Origin of the sequence: Pseudomonas sp. RIT623, from assembly GCF_004519305.1 — a bacterium.
Lineage (GTDB): Bacteria > Pseudomonadota > Gammaproteobacteria > Pseudomonadales > Pseudomonadaceae > Aquipseudomonas.
Window position 1 is genome coordinate 1 of the sequence record NZ_SOZA01000060.1, and the last position, 15,414, is coordinate 15,414.

10 protein-coding genes and 1 rRNA gene are annotated in these 15,414 nt (G+C 63.5%); 3 read left to right on the forward strand and 8 right to left on the reverse strand.

Annotated elements, in window-relative coordinates; all coding sequences use genetic code 11:
• Positions 1-61: 61 nt before the first annotated feature.
• Positions 62-177: ribosomal RNA gene (rrf, locus tag E3U47_RS24145) — 5S ribosomal RNA — on the forward strand.
• Between the two features lie 381 nt (positions 178-558).
• Here the strand turns inward: rrf and E3U47_RS24150 are convergent.
• The 6 genes from E3U47_RS24150 to E3U47_RS24175 all read right to left on the reverse strand — a co-directional run bounded on the left by E3U47_RS24150 (position 559) and on the right by E3U47_RS24175 (position 8,122).
• The gene (locus E3U47_RS24150; RefSeq protein WP_134694087.1) at positions 559-1,026 is read right to left on the reverse strand and encodes an SRPBCC family protein; all 468 of its coding nucleotides are present in this window, start codon (positions 1,024-1,026) and stop codon (positions 559-561) included.
• A 30-nt stretch (positions 1,027-1,056) separates the two neighbouring features.
• Positions 1,057-4,485, reverse strand: coding sequence for an amino acid adenylation domain-containing protein (locus E3U47_RS24155; RefSeq protein ID WP_134694088.1), 3,429 nt, complete (start codon positions 4,483-4,485; stop codon positions 1,057-1,059).
• 10 nt (positions 4,486-4,495) lie between these two features.
• Positions 4,496-5,425 (reverse strand): diiron oxygenase, encoded by a 930-nt coding sequence (locus E3U47_RS24160; protein WP_134694089.1) that lies wholly within the window; start codon positions 5,423-5,425, stop codon positions 4,496-4,498.
• A complete protein-coding gene (locus tag E3U47_RS24165) occupies positions 5,422-6,198 on the reverse strand; it encodes a DUF3050 domain-containing protein (protein WP_134694090.1) in 777 nt (258 codons plus the stop codon). Before E3U47_RS24165 ends, E3U47_RS24160 begins: the two co-directional genes overlap by 4 nt.
• 594 nt (positions 6,199-6,792) lie before the next feature.
• The gene (locus tag E3U47_RS24170; RefSeq protein ID WP_134694091.1) at positions 6,793-7,368 is read right to left on the reverse strand and encodes a hypothetical protein; all 576 of its coding nucleotides are present in this window, start codon (positions 7,366-7,368) and stop codon (positions 6,793-6,795) included.
• Between the two features lie 61 nt (positions 7,369-7,429).
• Positions 7,430-8,122, reverse strand: a complete 693-nt coding sequence (locus E3U47_RS24175) for a GntR family transcriptional regulator (RefSeq protein WP_134694092.1) — start codon at positions 8,120-8,122, stop codon at positions 7,430-7,432.
• A 270-nt stretch (positions 8,123-8,392) separates the two neighbouring features.
• Here E3U47_RS24175 and lapG point away from each other — a divergent pair, with 270 nt between their 5' ends.
• Together lapG and lapD are read left to right on the forward strand one after the other, a co-directional pair.
• Complete coding sequence (gene lapG, locus E3U47_RS24180) at positions 8,393-9,094, forward strand: cysteine protease LapG (protein ID WP_134694093.1); 702 nt, start codon at positions 8,393-8,395, stop codon at positions 9,092-9,094.
• 10 nt (positions 9,095-9,104) lie between these two features.
• Positions 9,105-11,051, forward strand: a complete 1,947-nt coding sequence (gene lapD / locus E3U47_RS24185; protein WP_134694094.1) for a cyclic di-GMP receptor LapD — start codon at positions 9,105-9,107, stop codon at positions 11,049-11,051.
• Positions 11,052-11,127: 76 nt separating this feature from the next.
• Here lapD and E3U47_RS24190 read toward each other — a convergent pair whose 3' ends face one another.
• Positions 11,128-11,469, reverse strand: coding sequence for a tryptophan synthase subunit beta (locus tag E3U47_RS24190; RefSeq protein WP_134694095.1), 342 nt, complete (start codon positions 11,467-11,469; stop codon positions 11,128-11,130).
• Between the two features lie 161 nt (positions 11,470-11,630).
• Positions 11,631-15,414 (reverse strand): immunoglobulin-like domain-containing protein (locus E3U47_RS24195; RefSeq protein WP_306106437.1); only part of this gene is annotated, 3,784 nt, incomplete at its 5' end.

A 15,414-nucleotide genomic window follows, 5' to 3' on the forward strand; every position in this document is an offset into this window, starting at 1 on the left:
AAGTAGAGAGTACAGAGATTCGCTGAAACGTCCCTGCTGGACGGGTCGGCATACAGAATTTCTTGACGACCATAGAGCATTGGAACCACCTGATCCCATCCCGAACTCAGCAGTGAAACGATGCATCGCCGATGGTAGTGTGGGGCTTCCCCATGTGAGAGTAGGTCATCGTCAAGATTCATTTCGCAAAACCCCTATCTGCGTAAGCAGGTAGGGGTTTTGTCTTTGTGGCGGCAAAACATCCAGGCATGTGTGGTCCCTGTAGGAGCGGCCTTGTGTCGCGATCGGGCGCGCAGCGGCCGCAAAACCTGCAGCCTCGGTCCTCCAGGAAAATCGCGTCGCCTGGTTCGCCAGCAAGGCTGGCTCCTACAGGCCGCTGGCGGGCGGCGAACACCGGCGCAGCCGGCGCCATCCACCGCGTCGCCTGGTTCGCCAGCAAGCTGGCTCTTACGGGCCCGAGACATGACGCAAGGCCATGGCCGTGACGTCTGCTTGAGAAACAAAAAGGCCGCTCCCGATGGGAGCGGCCTTGTTGTTTCTACCTGCCTACTGGCGCTATCAGCTCAGCAGATTACGCACATTGCCCATGGCTTCATCAGCGAACCCCTGCAGGAACGCCTGGAACCCCGGCAGGGCTTCGGGCCCGCCTTCCCATGGCTCGGCCTGGATCGTCCAGGTGGCGCGGCTGCGGCTATCCTCGAGCGCCACCACTTCCATGGCCGCCCATAGGTTGCCGATGTTCAGGCTGGTGTAGATCAGGCTCCAGGTCATGTTCATGGCCTGGTCATCCCGCGAGTTCAACTGCTCGATCACCACGTTGCCATCCTTGAACAGCTTCTTGCGCACCGAACGCACGCCTTGGCCTGTCATCTCGATATGCGCCAAGGCGGGGATGAATACCGGGAAGCCGGCAAAGTTGCCGACGATGTTCCACACACTGGCGGCCGGCGCGGCGATCTCGACGCTGGACACCACCTGGCAGCCTTGGGGGTTGCGGATCAGGGTATCGGGTTTGCATGTTTGCATGTCGTAGTGCTCCTGTTGGGTATGAAAGAATCAGATAAAGCCAATATCGGCCAGGTAGCGGCAGCCGCGGCCAAGCAGCTCGGGGCTTTTGCTGGGGTAGTGGCTCCCCATGCGCAACACGCCAGCACGGGCGTTGTCATGGGCGATGCCGGATATGTCACCAATGTCTTCCTCGAAGCCGTCCAGATAGAAGCCCAGGACGTCATACAGCGCGTTGTCGCGGTCGACACGGCTCAACTGGCGTTGCCACTGCTCGACACTGACCAGCTCGAAGGCATGGCCCTGGGCGCGGAAGGACGCCAGGTAGTCACGCCAACGCAAGGGCTCGGGATTGTGCAGGTTGAACACGCAGTGGCCGCTTTGGTGGCGGCTGCCGTGGAAGGCGATGAACCGGGCCAGGAAGTCCACGGGCATGAGGTCGAAGTCGATCTCAAGACCTGGCACCTGACCCAGTTGCAACGACCCCTTGAGCATCAGCATCAGGCGGTTGCGCTGGGGTTGGCAGGCGCCGGTGCGGCTGTCGAAGGTGATGTTGCCGGGGCGGAACAGGTTGACCCACACCCCCTGTGCGCGAGCGCGACTGAGGATGCGCTCGCCGACCCACTTGCTCAGGTTGTAGCCATTGCGGATGTAGATGGGTGGAGTCGGCGCCGGGTCTGCTTCCAGCACACGCCCGTCATCGCCGACCGCGCTGCAGGCGGACAGGGTCGAGACGAAGTTGAAGATCTTCTTGCGGCGTCCTTCGCACAAGCGCAGGCACTCGAACAGCGGCTCGATGTTGTCGGCCGCGAGCACCTGGTAGTCGAGCACATGGTTGACCTGCGCCGCGTTGTGCAGCAAGGCGCCATAGCCGTTGTCCAGGTAGTCGTAGTCGGCCTGGGCAAGCCCCAGGCGCGGCTTGCGCAGGTCGGCCTCGAACACCCGCACGCGGCCCAGATCCAGGGTGATGTGGTTGTCGTGCAGCGCTTGGGCGAAGCGTTCGGTCGCCGACACCCCGTCGCCACGCCGGACCAGGCAGGCGACTTCGCTGGCCCCCCAGTCCAGCAAGGCCTCGACCAGGTGTACACCGAGGAAGCTGTTGGCCCCGGTGACGATCACCTTGTGTACATCGCCCAGGCGATCCACCGGCAGTACCTGCAGGTCGAGCGCGCGATTGGCATCCTGCTCCAGGCGCACCAACGATGTACTTGTGCCCGCGTCTTCGCCATCGAGCAGCGCTCCCAGGCGTTGCAGGGTTGGCTGCTCGATGAACCGGTTGATTGCCACGCCCTGGCCGAACTGCTGGCGAACCTCCAGCAACAAGCGCGACAGCAGGATCGAGTGGCCGCCGAGGTTGAAGAAGCTGTCGTCGCAGGAGATATCCGTCTCTGGCAACTCCAGCAGCGTGCTCCACAGGCCAGCCAGGCGCTGCTCGGTCGCCGTCCGTGGCGCCAGGCGCTGGCTGCTTGGCAGTGCCAAGGGGCGAAGTGCCAGGCTCCGGCGGTCGACCTTGCCATTGGCGGTGTATGGCATTTGCTCCAGCACCTGGTAGAACATCGGGCGCATGTAGTCGGGCAACTGCTGTTCGGCGTGTTCGCGCAAGCGCTGCGCGGCAGCGTCGCACTCGGGGTGGGCGACGAACGCCAGAACCCGACGCTGGGCGTCGATCACCACCGCCACCTGAGCGTACAGGCGGCTATCGCGCAGACAGTGCTCGATCTCCTCGGGCTCGACGCGGAAGCCGCGGATCTTCACCTGGTTGTCGCGCCGCCCGCATATCTCGATGCCGTGTTCGCCCCACTTGCCGATATCGCCCGTGCGATAGGCGCGCAACCGACGGCCGTCGGGCAGCTCGAGCTCGACGAAGCGCTCGGCGCTCAGGCTGGGGTTGTTCAGGTAGCCGAGGCCGACACCAGGACCGCTGATATACAGCTCGCCGGGGGTCTGCTCGAGCACTGGCCGCAGCTCGGGGTCGAGGAGCAGCACCTGGGTGTTGGCGATGGGCACCCCAAGATTACGGTTGCTGTCGCCACTGGCGAATACCCGGGTGGTCGCCAGCACTGTCGTCTCGGTCGGCCCATAGATGTTGTGCAACCGGCACTGCCCGGATAACCGTGCGATGACTTCGGGCTCGCAGACATCGCCCCCGGTAATCAGGTGACGCAGGCCTAGGTGCGCATCGCGCGGCAGGATGCTCAACAGAGCCGGTGGCAGGAAGGCATGAGTGATTTCCTGGCTGTGGATAAGCTGCAGCAGGCGCTGTGGGTCGCGCCGTTGATCTTCGCTGGGCAGGACCAGTTCGGCGGCACAGGCGAAGGTTGGCAGGATGTCCAGCAGGGAGGCATCGAAGCCGATGGTGGAGAATTGCAGGACCCGGGCCTGGCTATCCAACGCCACATGCTCCTGGTACCAGGCCATGAAATGCGTCAGGTTGCGCTGGCTGAGCAGCACGCCCTTGGGCTGGCCGGTGGTGCCGGAGGTATAGATCGCCACGCAAGGGTGATCGGGCGGTGTATCGCGCACCGCCAGGCTGGGTAACTCGGATTGTGTGGCGTCAACCAGGTTACGCACATCCAGTTGCAAGATATCCACAGGCTGCTGGCCATCGTGAAGCAGTACGCAGGCACCGGCATCGGCAAGGATGCGCTGCCGCCGCTCGGCTGGTGTGGTCGGGTCCAGTGGCAGGTAGATGGCGGCGCTGCCCAGCACCGCCAGCAGGCTGGCGTAAAGCGCGGGCGACTTGTCCATGCACACGGCGACCACCGGCGCATTTACCCCACATGGCAGTAGCGGCAGCAGGGCGCGCTGGATACCCAACGCCCGTGCATGCAGTTGCCGGTAGCTGTAGCGCTGGCCGTCCTGGTTCAGCGCCGGACGATGTGCTTGTTGCCATAAGCTGCGTTGCAACTGCTCGACCAGGCCGGTCTCGGCGCTTTCCAAGAGGTCGGCCCGCAGCGTGCGGTTGAACGGATGGCGGTAGGCCAGGGCTTCGAGCCAGTCCAGGCCATGTTCGCGTTCCTGCTCGCCGGGGGTGACCGTAGGAGCCTCTTGCAGGTATTGCGGATTGCGGGCGAAACGGGTGATGTGCAGCGCGAGCTGTTCGACCAAGGCCTGCTGCGCAGCCTCACGCAGTTGCTGGCCGTTGCCAGAGGTCGGGGAGGCCACCGGCATGCGACCAATCAGGCGCTGAGCGCTGGCATTGCCGCACCAGCAAAGGGTTTCCAGGCGCGGCAGAGTGTTGCTGAAGCTGGCACCCAGGCGCAGGCGTAGCAGGGGGGCAGGCCCCAGCAGCTGCCAGTCGCTACTGGCCAGGACCAGGCTGCCGTCCTCCACCACCAGGCTCGGCGTGGTCGCCAGATGTTGGCGCAGGGTGTCGCCACTCTTGGCCTGGGCAATGCCGTGGCCGTGCGCGTCGAGAGTCTGGGCCAGCAGGCCAAGGGTGGGACTGGCTCCCACCAGGAGTATGTCGAGGCGTCTCATCTCGGGATCCTCAGGGCAGGTAGTCGCGCAGCGCGTCTTGCACGCAAGGCGACTCGAGCATGCTGCTGGCGCGGAAGAAGCGCAGGATGTTGCCCAGCAGCGGATGCTGGTGGTTGATCGGGTAGGCCAGCGCCTGCGCTTCCTCGCGCAAGGCCTGCCGCACCGACTCGGGCACCGGCAATGCGGCAATCAGGGCGCAGTCGAAGGCTTGCTGGATGTCGCTGGTCAGGTACTGGCGCAGGAACACCGGCAGGACCGCGGCGATGGCCTGGCGCTCGGCTTCGGCCGCGGACTGCCAGTACAGGCGCGTCAGCCTGGCCCAGAAGCTCGAGTGACGGCCTTCGTCGAGCAGGTGGTCGGCCATCAACCCCTTCACCGAGGGCTTGACCGAGTCATCGCGGGCGAAGGCCGCGACATCGTCGGTCAGGGTGTTTTCGGCAATCCCCACGCAGATCAGCTCCAGGGCGTCCCGCAGGGCCTCGGGCACTCGTTCCAGAGCGGCTGGGATGGCGCGGCTGAGCTCGATTTCCTGGGGCAGGACGATGGGCTCCACGCCGGTCAAGGCGATGGTCTGCTGGAGGAAGTCCATCGCCACCAGGGCGTGGTAGTCCTCGTCGACGACCACGGTCATGGCGTCATAGCGGCAGGCGAACGGAAAGCGTACGGCGAAACGGTCCTTGGCGATGCGTCGGGCTGTGCGGTCGACGATTTCGGTCTCGAAGATCACCACGTCGTTGATGAACTTGTAGAGGCTCTGCACCAGGACGAAGTCGCGCAGCTGCGGGCACTCGCGCTGGAAGGTGGCGCCCAGTACCATGGGCTGGCGACTGAGCGGGTAGATCAGCCGCTGGTCATCCTCCACCCGCCGCCTTGGGCGGGTGCGGATGGTCGCGCGCTCTTCCCAGGCGTCGGCGAAGGAACGGTAGTCGAGCGCATTCATGGCGTGACCTCGGCAATCGGCGCCTGCAACGTGGCCCGCAGGCGGTCCCACAGGGCCATGCGGCTGTCCACGGCGGCGATGGCGGCGGCATAGACGTCTTCCTGGCGCTGTGGGTCGCCAGCGACCAGGCGGGCCAGCAACTGTTCGGCGGCGGGGCCGTGATCCTCGGAGTCGACCTCGATGTGGCGCTGCAGGTAGTAACGGAATGTCGGTGCCTGCTCGTTGCCGATGCCCCATTCGTCGAGAATCTGCTGGAACATCATCGGGATGACACTTTCCCGGCCATGCAGGAACGCGGCGGCGACGCCATGGGCCGGGGCCTGCAGGGCGGTTTCCAAGGTATCGCGGACGAAACGTTGCGCCGCCTCGCTGGCACCGGCGCGTTGCAGCGCTTCATGGGCAGCGACGCCCTGCTGCTGGAGGCTGATGAATCGCTCGATGGCCACGGTGCTGGCGCCAACCTCGCGCATGGCATCCAGGTACAGCTCGAAATGGCTGTAGTGACCATGGTCGAGACGATCGTCCGACTCCTCGCCCAGCACGATTTCGTTGATCAGACGAGCGGCGGCGGGGTCGCTCGGGGGCAGCCAGGGCAGGCTGACGCAGGTCAGCTCCTGTTGTAGTCGCTTGGTTAGCGACATGAAGTCCCAGACGGCGAATACATGGGTTTCCATGAACCGCCGCAAGGTCGCCAACGAGTCGATTTCAGAAAACAATGGGTGACGGGAAAGCTCAAGTTTCTTGTCGGAAAGTGTGCGCTTTAAAGGGTTCATGGAAAAGTCCGCTGTTATCGGGTTTCAGGGTTCTGGATGACCGTGCAACCTGTGGCGCTCTTAAGTTCTAGGCGAGCAAATACCTCGAACGAAGTTTCGATGACGAACAGGCTGCAAGAGCCGCAGGGCTGTTTGTAGCCGAGAAACTACGGGATTTCCGGGCCGGCCGTGCTTGGCGATATAAAAGTTAGATCAACTTGCAAGTGTGCTGCAATTGTTTTTTTAGTTATTTGTTGTGTGGTGTTTTTTAAGATAATAGTTATTCGAATAAAACAGTTGGTTGGTTTTATTTTGGCAATAAGTGCTCCTTCCGATAATTAACTATCAGAAAATTCGGACGCAGAGTGAATGCCTCACTCGGAGCACTGATAAACGGAGTTTGGGGGGGCGTGATTATTCAGGGGCGGCTGATCGTTTGCGGTCCTTGCCCGGTGCCAGAGTCCTTCTGCAGGTGAATGAGGGCGCAGGCGACCAGGCCCGTTACTGATGATCAGCGGTCGCTGCGGGAGAGTAGAGTGTGCTCAAAATGCTGGCACTGCCATGGCCTGCAACAGCCCAGGCAGCTCAAATGCCTGAAATCGCCGTTTCAGCGCCTTAGAAGCTGAGCAGCCCGAGGTGGGTGTTGAAGATCCGCACCAGGCGCTGGTTGAGCATTGATGAGTCGACCGGGCTGGCCGGCATCTCGATCAACTCCAGCGCGCGTCGGGCCTGGCGGTGCCAACCGAGCATGGCGGCCAGTGACCCTGGGGGGTACAGCACGGTGATCGGCACCTGCAGGGCCGGGTGGGAAAGGCCAGTGGCGGTGTATGCGGGGTTGTCACAGCTTGAAACAAACAAATGCCGGGTCTGCCCAGGGTAGGCGCCCTGGGCCAGATGGGTCAGGGCCAATGCGACATGAGCTCCCTGGTCTTGGCCAAACAGGGCATGGGGCTGCGCCAAGTAGGGCTGCAAGTGCTCGGCCAGGGTCTTGGCCAGCTCGCTGGCCGGTTGCGTCGGCTCGAGTGCGTCGGGCACAACGGTGGCGGGTACGTCAACCGCGACCAGTTCGATGGGGTCGCTGAGGGTGCGTGCCCAGGTGCGGTACTGGATAAGCTGCTGTCGGGTACAGGCCAGGCAGATCAGGCGGACCCTGGACGGTGTTTCGGTCGAGGATTGCTGTCGCGTCTGCACGTGCACTGCCGTTCCTTATGCCGGATCGTCCGAACTTGGGCGGCATGGCCGCCGAATGGGATCAGTTGGCCGCTTGCCGATCGAGGTAGTTGCGAATGGTGCGGGCGGCGTTGTTCAGATGCGCCTCCAACAGGGTGACGGCTTCGTCCACCAGTTTGTCGCTGGCGGCATCGACCAGGGCGATATGGTCATCCTGGGTCAACTTGCCCAGGCCCATCGACGACAGGTGGAAGCGCAGGAAGCGTTCCTCCTCGTTGAGTTCGACCTCAATCATGCGCAGCAGCTTCTGGTTGTGCGCCTTGCGGTAGAGGGCCATGTGCAGCAGGCGATTGAGCCGGCCAATCTCGGCGTGGCGGGTCTCGGTTTCCAGCTGGCGGATGAAGCCCCTGGCCTGGGCGATATCCTCGGCGTCGAGCAAGGGGATCGATTGGCGCAGTGCTTCGGTTTCGAGGATCACGCGCAGCGCATAGGTGTCCACGGCGTCTTCACCGATCAACGGGGCGACCACGGCGCCCTTGTGCATCACCACCTGCAGCAGTGACTGGGCCTCGAGCTGGCGCAACGCCTCGCGCACCGGCATGCGGCTAACGCCGAACAGGGTCGCCAGCTCTTGCTGGCGCAGGGCTGTGCCTGGCGGCAGGCGACCGTCGAGGATGGCGCTGCGCAGGCGCTCTTCGATGACACCGCGGGCCAGGTGCGCCGGTACCTGTTCGCTGCCCAGCACGGTGCTCAGGAGTTTGGGTTTATCAGCCACGCGGGGTTCGCCTCGGCAACGTCAATATTGGATCCAATAACCCTAGTGAGGGAGGGGTGGCCTTGTCAAATGGATTGATCGGCGGCGGCGTCGCAGCGTGATCGCAAAACGCGGCTATCGTGAAGCAAGTCGGCAGTGTTGTGAAGCCAGACAAGGCCGTCAGACCTTGTGCGAAGCGGGTTTGCCGACAGTTGGCGGCATGATCGCACGGTGCCATTGTCTTTTCTTGCCGCTGCCCGCACCATCGCTGCTTTCGAATGATCAGAACAGGTGCCCGCAGTGGCGATACCCTGGACCTTCCATGCGACCACGCGCCGTCTCGGGCTGGCCCTGCTGCTGGGCTGCCTGCTGCTGGGCGGCACGCAGGCGGACTGGGACTTCTCCCAGATCAGCCGCCGCGCCCAGGCGTTGTACGGCACGCTGGGCGCGGGCCAGGGCCGGATCGACGCCTGGCAGAACCTGCTGGCGACCCAGAAGCAAGGGAGCGAGCTGGAGCAGTTGCAGGTGGTCAACCTGTTCTTCAACAAGCAGCTGCGTTATGTCGAAGACATCGACCTGTGGCATGAGGTCGACTACTGGGCCACGCCGGTCCAGTCGCTGATCAAGGGTGCCGGCGACTGCGAAGACTACGCCATCGCCAAGTACTTCAGCCTGCGGCGCATGGGCATCCCCGCGGAAAAACTGCGCATCACCTACGTCAAGGCCCTGCGCCAGAACCGCGCGCACATGGTCCTGACCTATTATTCAAACCCACAGGCCCAGCCGCTGGTGCTCGACAGCCTGATGGACGCGATCAAGCCGGCTAGCCAGCGTACCGACCTGCTGCCGGTCTATGCCTTCAACGGTGAAGGCCTGTGGCTGACCGGCGCTGCGGGTAACAAGAAGGTCGGCGACACCAAGCGCCTGTCACGCTGGCAGGACTTGCTGAAGAAAATGCAGGCCGAAGGGTTCCCGGCCGAACCGGTTTACTGAAGGAGCACAGATGTCACTGTTCAAACAATTGCTGCTAGCCATTTGCCTGTTCCTGGTGGTCGCCTTCAGTGGCAGCTTCATGGTCAGCCTGGAGAGCTCGCGCAGCCAGTACGTCAATCAACTGCGCTCCCACGCCCAGGACGCGGCCACCGCGCTGGCGCTGTCGCTGACGCCGAACATCGACGACCCGGCAATGGTCGAGCTAATGGTCAGTTCGATCTTCGACAGTGGCTACTACTCCAGCATCAAGGTCATCGACCTGGGCTCCAACGCGGTGCTGGTCGAGCGCCACGCCGAACCCGACACGGGCGGTGTGCCGGGTTGGTTTATCCACCTGATCGGCCTGGAGCCAGCTGGCGGCGATGCCATCGTCAGCCGCGGCTGGCAGCAAGCGGCGCGGGTCGAGGTGATCAGCCATCCGATGTTCGCTTTGGCCAAGCTGTGGCAGAGCGCCCTGGGCAGCCTGGGCTGGTTGCTGCTGTGCGGCGCGGTGAGCGCGGTGCTGGGGGCGCTGCTGCTGCGTCGCCAATTGCGGCCGCTGGACTACATGGTGGCGCAGTCCCACGCCATCGCCCGGCGTGAGTTCCTGAGCCTGCCAGAGTTGCCACGCACGCCTGAACTGCGTCGGGTGGTGCAGGCGATGAACCAGATGGTCGAGAAGCTCAAGGCACTGTTCACCGAGCAGGCCGAACGCAGCGAGAAGCTACGCGCCGAGTCGTACCAGGACAGCCTCACTGGCTTGGCCAACCGTCGGTACTTTGAAATGCAGCTCAATGCCCGTGTCAGCAACCTGGAGGAAGCTCGCGCCGGCTACCTGCTGTTGCTGCGGGTACAGGACCTGGCCGGCCTCAACGCCCGCCTGGGTGGCCAGCGCACCGACCAGTTGCTGCAGGCGGTGGGTGAACAGCTGCGGCGCACCTGCGCCAATTTCCCTGAAACCAACGACCTGATCACCCGCAGCCGCGGTGGCGAGTTCGCCGTGCTGGCGCCGGGCATGGTCCACGACGAGGCGATCCAGTTGGCCCAGGCCCTGGAGGCCACCTTGCAGAGCCTGCATGAAACCGGCGCCAGCGATGTCGACCCGGTGGCCTGCATCGGCCTGGCGCCTTACAGCCCAGGCGATGCGCCGCAGGCGCTGCTCAAGCTCGCCGACGAAGCCCTGGCCCGCGCCGAGAGCCAGCCGGAGCCGGGCTGGGTATGCCTGGAGCAGGGCGCCGCAGGCCAGGCCGCCGACAGCCACCATGCCTGGCACACGCGCCTGGACCAGGCGCTGGCCAAGGGGCAGTTCGAGCTGTTCTTCCAGCCGGTGGTGGACAGCAAGGCGCCGGACAAGGTGCTGCACTACAAGGTCATCTCACGCCTGCACGATGCCGAGGGCGAAGCCCTGGCGGCGGGGCGCTTCCTGCCCTGGCTGGAGCGTTTCGGTTGGATGGCGCGCCTGGACCTGCTGGTGCTGGAGAAGGTCCTCAGGCACTTGCAGGGGCATGGCGAGTCGCTGGCGCTCAACCTGTCCGCCGCGACCCTGGCCGACCCCAGGGCGTTGCAGCGGGTCTATGACCTGCTGGGCCAACACAATGCACTCGGGCCGCGCTTGACCTTCGAGATCGGCGAGGAGCAACTGCCCGAGCAGTCGGTGCTCGAGCAACTGACCCGGCGCCTGCGCGGGCTGGGCTTCAGCCTGGCGCTGCAGCGCTTTGGCGGGCGCTTCAGCATGATCGGCAACCTAGCGCACCTGGGGCTGGCCTATCTGAAGATCGACGGCGGCTATATTCGCAACATCGACCACGAGCGGCACAAGCGCCTGTTCATCGAGGCCATCCAGCGCGCGGCGCACAGCATCGACCTGCCACTGATTGCCGAGCGGGTCGAGACCGAAGGGGAGTTGAAGGTGCTGCGCGAGATGGGTGTGCAGGGGATTCAGGGGCAACTGGTGGGCGAGCCTGCGCCCTGGCGTTGAATGGGAAGGTTTGTTCGCCGGCAAGCTGGCTCCTACGTGATGCTGTGGGAGCCGGCACGCTGGTGAATCGGGCGGCTCAGATCAACCCGCCTTCCTCGTCTTCCTCGATCAGGTTGTTCAGGCTGCCCAGCGCCTTGCGCGCGCTGGAGCGGTTGAGCAACTTGGCCTGGGCGCCAGGAGGCAGGTCGGTGATGCTGAACACGCCCTTGGCGGTGAGCACCTCGATCAGGTCCTCCAGCACCCGGATCATGTCCAGGTCGCTCTGCTTGAGCTGCTTGAGGCTGTTTTCCACGACGTCGTCGGCGAACCACGCCTGGATCTCGGCACTGTCGGCCGGGACCATGTCCGTATACTCATCAAACGGGGCGGCTTCCACCCGCAGCAACTGGCCGGCGGCGTCGCGGTGCACGTAGAACATGGCGTGATCCCTCGTCACGATGATTCCTTCTTGGTGTCAGCAGCATAGGCAAAGTTCACCAGGCCTGCTGGCCTGGTGCACGAGTATGCGCGGGAAGCGTTGGCTGGGGAACCCCGCCCGCCGCGGCGACGGTCCTTGCAGGCCGCCGCCGGGGGGCAGCATCAGCTGTTGGAGTTGTCGATCTTGATGGTCGGGTCGGCACCGCTGATCAACGAATTGATCGTGGTGTTCGACCAGTTCACACCTTCGAGCTTGATGGTCACGTCGGCGTTGGCCAGGCCACCGGCGGCGTTGAGCTTGCCCTCGGTGCTGACCTGCAGGGTCGACTCGCCGCCGACCGTGGTGATCTTCAGGAAGTTGTCGATGGTGCTGGCCTTCTCACCCTGGAGCAGGTCGCTCAGGTCGAGGCGGTCGCCTTCCTTGACGTTGAAGTCCTTGATCACGTCCTTGCCCAGGTCGCCGGCCTTCCACACGAAGGTGTCGGCGCCACTGCCACCGATGAGGATGTCGTCGCCCTTGCCGCCGATGAGGATGTCGTTGCCGGCACCACCCAGCAGGACGTCATTGCCTTTGCCACCGTCGAGGATGTCGTTGCCACCCTGGCCGAAGATGATGTCGTTGCCGTTACCGCCGAGCAGGGTGTCGGCGCCATCGTTGCTGCGCGAGATGTCGAACTCGGTGTAGTGCTCGGTGATGTACTTGTGCATCGCCCGCGCATCGACATCGCCCGCCGTGACGCCGGTCTTGCCGGCGACATAGGCCTGGATCGCCTCGACGCCGGTACCGGCGATGCCGTCGAAGGTCATCAGGTCGCCGAAGATGATGTCGTTGCCGTCGCCGCCATTGACCGTGTCGTTTCCGGGCAGGGTGACCTCGGTGTGGCCGAGAATTGCTTCGGCCAACTTGCTTGGGTCGATATTGGTCTGTGGTTTTCCATCGGAATCGAATTGCTTCAATACCGATTCATCCACCCCTTTGTTGAGACCGATGGCTTCGACATTGGACAGGCCGGCGAGCAGCTTATAGCTATCGAGCGAGTTCTTCACCGCATCGGTACTGCTGTTGCCGTAGTCATAGGCCCGCGTGGACAGTTCGTAGCCACCGTTGCCTTCGGCATGCAGTTCACCGGAAACGCCGTTGTAGAGCCAGCCGTTCTGATAGTACTGGACCTTGAGGTTGCCAGCGCTATCAATGGTGATCTTGGTATTACTGTCTACCCAGTCGTTAACCGTCATGCCCGGCTTGTAATTGATCGAAGCCAGGTAGGTGTCCATCGATACGCCAGACCGGCCCAGCATCGGGTCACCGTTCTCGTTGGCCTGGTAGACGTTTGGCGCGCCATCGGTAATGAAAAACGTCTGATTGTCGCCTTTACTACCGGCTTTCTGAAGATCCTGGAACCAGTTGGCGGTGGTCTTGAAGGCATCCTCGTAGTTCGTGTAGCCGCTATCCTTGTCGAGCTTCAGGTTGTTCAAGGCGTTAAGCAAGGTCTGCTTGCCTGCCTCGTCCAGGGTGACCGTGACGGTGCTCTTGACCTTAGCGGCAAAGTCTACCAACAGAATGTTCACCGTGCCCGGCTTGTCGCCTTTCACACTGGCGGCCAGCGTGTTGAATACCGACTCCAGGGATTTTTTCGCCGCCGCCACACCGGCAGTGCCCATGCTGTTCGAGGTGTCGACGATGAAGGCCAGGTTGTAGTCCTTGCCGGGCGTCACATGCAGGCCCGCAACGTCCGCTACGACGATGTCGTTGCCATCGGTGCCCATCACGTTGTCGTTGTCCGACGACAGGTTGCTGGTGTTGTAGCTCTGCGGGTAGACGTTGACCTTGATGGTGCCTTCGCTGGTGGCGGTGCTGCCGCCAACGCTTTCGCTGGAGGTCGAGGTGACCTTCACGTCGAACTGGCCGTGGTAGTAGGCCGGTGGCTTGATGGTCAGGCTGCCCAGGTTCCAGCCGGTGACGTCCACTGCGTCCTTGCCGACGGTGACGGTGTGGCCGGCGCCATCGGACAGCACCGAGCCTGCCGGGATGCCGCCGAGCTTGACGCTCAGGCTCTCGGAACCATCGGTGTCGGTCAGGTTGGTGCTGATGCCCACCAGCTTGACCGGTGCGCCGTTCTCGCTGCCTTCGTTGAGCTTGTAGCCGTCGTAGTAGCCCTGGCCATTGCTGCCGTGCAGGTCGGAGACAGTCACGCCGGCATTGCTCAGGTCGTTGACGCTCGGGTACATCGGGATGTTCGAGCTGTTCAGGTCCATGGCCGCGCCGTTGTTGACGCGGATGTTGACGTCCAGGCTGCCGGGGCCGGCCTGGTTGGCGTTGTAGATCTCCAGGGTGTAGTAACCGCTGCTGGTCGGGGTGAAGCTGCCGGAGATCGCGCCGCTGCTCGAACCCCAGATGCCGCTGGCGACGTTCTTGCCGCCGACGACGATCTGCAGGCTGTCATCGGCGGTGCCGGTGAAGGAATAGGTCTTGCCGGCTTCCAGGTAGATCAGGCCGGACGTTTTCGAGCCGCTGCCCGGGGTGACGTTGCTGGTCGAGTCGACACCGGTGACCGTCTCGGTCTTGCTGGCATTGCCGGAGTTGGCGAATACGTTCTTCAGCGTATCGCCGGAGATGCCGTTGCCATTGCTGCCCAGGCCGCTGAGGTTGTTCCAGGTTTCCTTGACCAGGCCGATCGAGTTGACGTTGTTGTTGCCGATGTTCAGGTCTGGCTTGTCGGCCACTGGGCGAATGTCGACCTTCATGGTCGCTTCGTTGCCCAGGTTGGTGCCGTCGTTGGGCTTGTACTTGAGCTGCGCGTAGTCGGCCTGCTTGTTGCCCACGCCACTGCCGCCATAGCCGTCGATGCCCGACTGGTTGGCCAGAGGCACGAACTTGAGCTTGCCGGCGGCGATGTCGGCCTGGCTGACGGTCTGGTTCAGCGATACATCGACCCACGAGGTGCCGTTGAAGAACTTCAGGCTGCCCAGGTCCGGCAGCTTGCTGATGGTCACGGCCAGGCCGGTGTTGCCATCGGCGTCGGTGACGTTGAAGTCGCCCCACTGGAACACGTAGTCGGTGTCTTCGGTGCCGGTCACCGCGCCGCCGGTCGTAACCGGAGCGTGGTCGTTGTCGATGATGGTGGTGGTGACGCTGGACTTGCCGGCGTCGACCTGCAGGTTCTCGAAGCCGCCGCCGCTGGCGCCGCTGATCTTGACCGTGAAGTTCTCCGAGCCTTCGACCAGCTTGTCGTCGATGGTCTTGATGTCGAAGCTGGTGCCGCTGCTGCCGGCCGGAATCTTCACGGTGACCACACCGGTGAAGTCCTGGCCGTCGGTGGCGGTGCCGCTGTAGGTCAGGGTGATGGTCACCTCGGACTTCGACGGGTTGCTCAGGGTCAGGTTGTAGTGGGCGGTATCGCCTTCGACCACCGAGGTGTCGCCGCTGATGCCGACGGTGGTCAGGTCGCCCTGGCCGGCCGGTTCGTCGGTGACGGTGGTGGTGACGGTGTTGCTGCCCAGGCTCAGCTTCTCGAAGTTGTCGCCGCCGCTGACCGACTCGATCTTGTTGACGATGTTCGGCTGGCCACCGAGGTACGGGTCGTCCTTGGCGGTAATGGTGAAGGTGCCGCTGGCGCTGCCGGCCGGGATGGACACCTTGGTGCCATCGGTGAGGGTGAAGGTCAGGCCGTTGTGGCCAGTGACCGACAGGCCCTGGGCGTTGGTCAGGGTCACGGTGTAGGTGACCTGGCCGCCTTCGGTGACGGTGGTCTTGTCGGCGGACAGGGTCGCGACCACTTCACTGACGGTATCGGTGATCTGCACGGTGGCCTTGCCGCCGAGCTCGAGGTTCTCGAAGGTCTTGCCGGTGACGGTGGCATCGCTGATGCCGACCGAGACCGAACCTGGGTCCTTGAACACATCGTCGCCCTGGGCCTTGGTCTTGTACTCGGCTTCGGTCTGGCCA